The 5,334-nt window shown below is 48.8% G+C and carries 1 tRNA gene and 3 rRNA genes; all 4 read left to right on the forward strand.

Annotation, left to right across the window (positions count from 1 at the left end):
* Window positions 1–257 precede the first annotated feature (257 nt).
* The 4 genes from K5Q14_RS09690 (at window position 258) to rrf (ending at window position 5,313) form a co-directional block, all read left to right on the forward strand.
* A 16S ribosomal RNA gene (locus K5Q14_RS09690) occupies window positions 258–1,807 on the forward strand.
* Between the two features lie 116 nt (window positions 1,808–1,923).
* Window positions 1,924–1,996, forward strand: a tRNA-Ala gene (locus tag K5Q14_RS09695).
* Window positions 1,997–2,189: 193 nt separating this feature from the next.
* Window positions 2,190–5,102, forward strand: a 23S ribosomal RNA gene (locus K5Q14_RS09700).
* A 94-nt stretch (window positions 5,103–5,196) separates the two neighbouring features.
* A 5S ribosomal RNA gene (rrf, locus tag K5Q14_RS09705) occupies window positions 5,197–5,313 on the forward strand.
* Together the 16S, 23S and 5S rRNA genes with 1 tRNA gene alongside form the textbook arrangement of a ribosomal RNA operon.
* The last annotated feature ends 21 nt before the right edge of the window (window positions 5,314–5,334 follow it).

Below are 5,334 nucleotides of genomic sequence, written 5' to 3' on the forward strand. Positions count from 1 at the left end.
AAGAAGTAGTTGACAAGCGAGAATGAGCGTGGTAAGATAATATAGTTGTCTCAGAGAGATAGCGTGTAGCACATTGAAAACTGAACAAAACTTTGAACAAACGAATCTGTTGCTAGTGATGCGAAAGCATGGCTAAAGAAACAAATTTGCGAAGTCAATTCGTAACAAACAAAAAAACGGATAACTAATTATAGAGATATAAGAAAAAGTCAGTTTAATCGAAGAGTACATCTTCAAGCGATGAATTTAAATTCATTTAAATTGAGAGTTTGATCCTGGCTCAGGATGAACGCTGGCGGCGTGCCTAATACATGCAAGTCGAACGCACAGCGAAAGGTGCTTGCACCTTTCAAGTGAGTGGCGAACGGGTGAGTAACACGTGGATAACCTACCTCAAGGTTGGGGATAACATTTGGAAACAGATGCTAATACCGAATGAGACTTCTTGTTGCATGACAGGAAGTTAAAAGGCGCTACGGCGTCGCCTAGAGATGGATCCGCGGTGCATTAGTTAGTTGGTGGGGTAAAGGCCTACCAAGACAATGATGCATAGCCGAGTTGAGAGACTGATCGGCCACATTGGGACTGAGACACGGCCCAAACTCCTACGGGAGGCTGCAGTAGGGAATCTTCCACAATGGGCGAAAGCCTGATGGAGCAACGCCGCGTGTGTGATGAAGGCTTTCGGGTCGTAAAGCACTGTTGTATGGGAAGAACAGCTAGAGTAGGGAATGACTTTAGTTTGACGGTACCATACCAGAAAGGGACGGCTAAATACGTGCCAGCAGCCGCGGTAATACGTATGTCCCGAGCGTTATCCGGATTTATTGGGCGTAAAGCGAGCGCAGACGGTTGATTAAGTCTGATGTGAAAGCCCGGAGCTCAACTCCGGAAAGGCATTGGAAACTGGTCAACTTGAGTGCAGTAGAGGTAAGTGGAACTCCATGTGTAGCGGTGGAATGCGTAGATATATGGAAGAACACCAGCGGCGAAGGCGGCTTACTGGACTGTAACTGACGTTGAGGCTCGAAAGTGTGGGTAGCAAACAGGATTAGATACCCTGGTAGTCCACACCGTAAACGATGAACACTAGGTGTTAGGAGGTTTCCGCCTCTTAGTGCCGAAGCTAACGCATTAAGTGTTCCGCCTGGGGAGTACGACCGCAAGGTTGAAACTCAAAGGAATTGACGGGGACCCGCACAAGCGGTGGAGCATGTGGTTTAATTCGAAGCAACGCGAAGAACCTTACCAGGTCTTGACATCCTTTGAAGCTTTTAGAGATAGAAGTGTTCTCTTCGGAGACAAAGTGACAGGTGGTGCATGGTCGTCGTCAGCTCGTGTCGTGAGATGTTGGGTTAAGTCCCGCAACGAGCGCAACCCTTATTGTTAGTTGCCAGCATTCAGATGGGCACTCTAGCGAGACTGCCGGTGACAAACCGGAGGAAGGCGGGGACGACGTCAGATCATCATGCCCCTTATGACCTGGGCTACACACGTGCTACAATGGCGTATACAACGAGTTGCCAACCTGTGAAGGTGAGCTAATCTCTTAAAGTACGTCTCAGTTCGGACTGCAGTCTGCAACTCGACTGCACGAAGTCGGAATCGCTAGTAATCGCGGATCAGCACGCCGCGGTGAATACGTTCCCGGGTCTTGTACACACCGCCCGTCACACCATGGGAGTTTGTAATGCCCAAAGCCGGTGGCCTAACCGTAAGGAGGGAACCGTCTAAGGCAGGACAGATGACTGGGGTGAAGTCGTAACAAGGTAGCCGTAGGAGAACCTGCGGCTGGATCACCTCCTTTCTAAGGATAAACGGAAAGTAGCAGGGGCATTAGATTGCCAGTTCAAGCAGTTCAAAGTTTTGTTTAGTTTTGAGTGTGATACCGACATAGGGATCATGGTCAAAGATGACACCTATGGGGAATTAGCTCAGCTGGGAGAGCACCTGCTTTGCAAGCAGGGGGTCAGCGGTTCGAACCCGCTATTCTCCATAGGCAGTGGTAGCACTGCCAGGGTTGCACATTGAAAACTGAATAGTAACAAATTCTTTTAAAGATAAGTAAAATTATTAATAAATTAAGCCGAGAAACAAAGCAATAAAGAAGTTCTGTAAGAGGAACGGAAAAAAACGCAGGTCTGAAAGAAGACCAACTCATAAACTTAAAGCACAACTACGGTTGTGACGGTTAAGTTAATAAGGGCGCGTGGTGGATGCCTTGGCACTAGGAGCCGATGAAGGACGTGACTAACTACGATAAGCTTTGGTGAGCGGTAAGTACGCTAAGACCCAGAGATTTCCGAATGGGGAAACCCAACTCGAAAAGAGTTGTCAATAGTTGAATACATAGATTATTGACGGAACACGCTGTGAACTGAAACATCTCATTAGCAGCAGGAGCAGAAAGAAAAATCGATTCCCCGAGTAGCGGCGAGCGAAACGGGAAGAGCCCAAACCAGAGTGCTTGCATTCTGGGGTTGTAGGACTGATATATAGAAGTTACAAAAGTGTTTTATAGCAGAACAAGTTGGGAAGCTTGGCTAAAGAGGGTGATAGCCCCGTACGCGAAATAAAGCACACTTCTTTCAGGATCCTGAGTACGGCCGGACACGTGAAATCCGGTCGGAATCTGCGGGGACCATCCCGTAAGGCTAAATACTCCCTAGTGACCGATAGTGAACCAGTACCGTGAGGGAAAGGTGAAAAGCACCCCGGAAGGGGAGTGAAATAGTTCCTGAAACCACGACGCCTACAAGAAGTCAGAGCCCGTTAATGGGTGATGGCGTGCCTTTTGTAGAATGAACCGGCGAGTTACGGTATCGTGCGAGGTTAAGGTGGAAAGACCGGAGCCGCAGCGAAAGCGAGTGTGAATAGCGCGAATAGTACGATGCTGTAGACCCGAAACCAGGTGACCTACCCATGGTCAGGATGAAGGTGAGGTAAAACTTACTGGAGGTCCGAACCGGTGCATGTTAAAAAATGCTCGGATGAACTGTGGGTAGCGGTGAAATTCCAAACGAACCTGGAGATAGCTGGTTCTCTCCGAAATAGCTTTAGGGCTAGCCTCATTATAAGCATACTGGAGGTAGAGCACTGTTAAGCCTAGGGGCCCATCTCGGGTTACCAAAGTTTGATAAACTCCGAATGCCAGCTATGTATGAATGGGAGTCAGACGATGAGTGATAAGATCCACCGTCGAAAGGGGAACAGCCCAGATCGCCAGTTAAGGTCCCTAAATATATGTTAAGTGGAAAACGATGTGATAGTGCATAGACAACTAGGATGTTGGCTCAGAAGCAGCCACCATTTAAAGAGTGCGTAATAGCTCACTAGTCGAGTGCCATTGCGCGGAAAATGTACCGGGGCTAAACATATTACCGAAACTGCGGGTGTACTAAAAGTACGCGATAGGAGAGCGTTGTAAGGGCGATGAAGGTAGACTGTAAGGACTACTGGAGCGCTTACAAGTGAGAATGCCGGTATGAGTAGCGAAAGACAGGTGAGAATCCTGTCCACCGAATGACTAAGGTTTCCTGGGGAAGGCTCGTCCTCCCAGGGTTAGTCGGGACCTAAGGCGAGGCTGAGAAGCGTAGTCGATGGCTAACAGGTTGAGATTCCTGTACCAGTAATAATGCGTTTGACCGATGGAGGGACGCAGGAGGCTAACAGAAGCGCACTGATGGATATGTGCGTGCAAGCAGTAAGTTTTGAGAAGAGTGAAATGCTTTTTTCTATAAGAACAAGCTGTGATGCGGATCGAAATAAAGTAGAGAAGTCTGAGATGTCACACTGCCGAGAAAAGCTTCTAGGAAGTATTAAACTGCCCGTACCGCAAACCGACACAGGTAGTCGAGTGGAGAACACTAAGGTGAGCGAGAGAACCCTCGTTAAGGAACTCGGCAAAATGACCCCGTAACTTCGGGAGAAGGGGTGCTCATTGTAAAAGATGAGCCGCAGTGAATAGGCCCAGGCGACTGTTTATCAAAAACACAGGTTTCTGCAAAATCGTAAGATGAAGTATAGGGGCTGACGCCTGCCCGGTGCTGGAAGGTTAAAAGGAGTGCTTAGCTTCGGCGAAGGTACGAATTGAAGCCCCAGTAAACGGCGGCCGTAACTATAACGGTCCTAAGGTAGCGAAATTCCTTGTCGGGTAAGTTCCGACCCGCACGAAAGGCGTAACGATCTGGGCACTGTCTCAACGAGGGACTCGGTGAAATTTAAATACCCGTGAAGATGCGGGTTACCCGCGACAGGACGGAAAGACCCCATGGAGCTTTACTGTAGCTTGATATTGAATGTTTGTGCTGCTTGTACAGAATAGGTAGGAGACGAAGAGGATTGGACGCCAGTCTAGTCGGAGTCACAAAGTGGGATACTACCCTCGTTGTATGAACATTCTAACACTGGTCACTCAACGTGATCGTGGACAGTGTCTGGCGGGCAGTTTGACTGGGGCGGTCGCCTCCTAAAAGGTAACGGAGGCGCTCAAAGGTTTGCTCAGAATGGTTGGAAATCATTCGTAGCGTGTAAAGGCATAAGCAAGCTTGACTGCGAGAGCAACAACTCGAGCAGGTACGAAAGTAGGACTTAGTGATCCGGTGGTTCCGCATGGAAGGGCCATCGCTCAACGGATAAAAGCTACCCTGGGGATAACAGGCTCATCTCCCCCAAGAGTCCACATCGACGGGGAGGTTTGGCACCTCGATGTCGGCTCATCGCATCCTGGGGCTGTAGTCGGTCCCAAGGGTTGGGCTGTTCGCCCATTAAAGCGGTACGCGAGCTGGGTTCAGAACGTCGTGAGACAGTTCGGTCCCTATCCGTCGCGGGCGCAGGAAATTTGAGAGGAGTTGCCCTTAGTACGAGAGGACCGGGGTGAACAAACCGCTGGTGTACCAGTTGTTCCGCCAGGAGCATTGCTGGGTAGCTATGTTTGGAAGAGATAAACGCTGAAAGCATCTAAGTGTGAAACTCGCCTCGAGATGAGATTTCCCATTCGCAAGAAGTAAGACCCCTTAGAGATTATGAGGTAGATAGGCTAGAAGTGGAAGTTGAGTGATCAATGTAGCGGACTAGTACTAATAGGTCGAGGACTTAACCAAAGTCAAGAACGGAAGTTCAAGAGAAGATATGAGTGGCAAGATTTAGAAGAAGAATTTGATACTATTTAGTTTTGAGTGTAAAACTCAAAGAAGGTGTCGTATTGATAGCATAGAGGACACACCTGTTCCCATTCCGAACACAGAAGTTAAGCTCTATCACGCCGAAAGTAGTTGCCGGATCGCTGGCTGCGAGGATAGGAAGATGCGGTGCCGTACATAGGGAGTACTCTGA

Origin of the sequence: Leuconostoc inhae (assembly GCF_019656015.1) — a bacterium.
Classification (GTDB): Bacteria; Bacillota; Bacilli; order Lactobacillales; family Lactobacillaceae; genus Leuconostoc; species Leuconostoc inhae_A.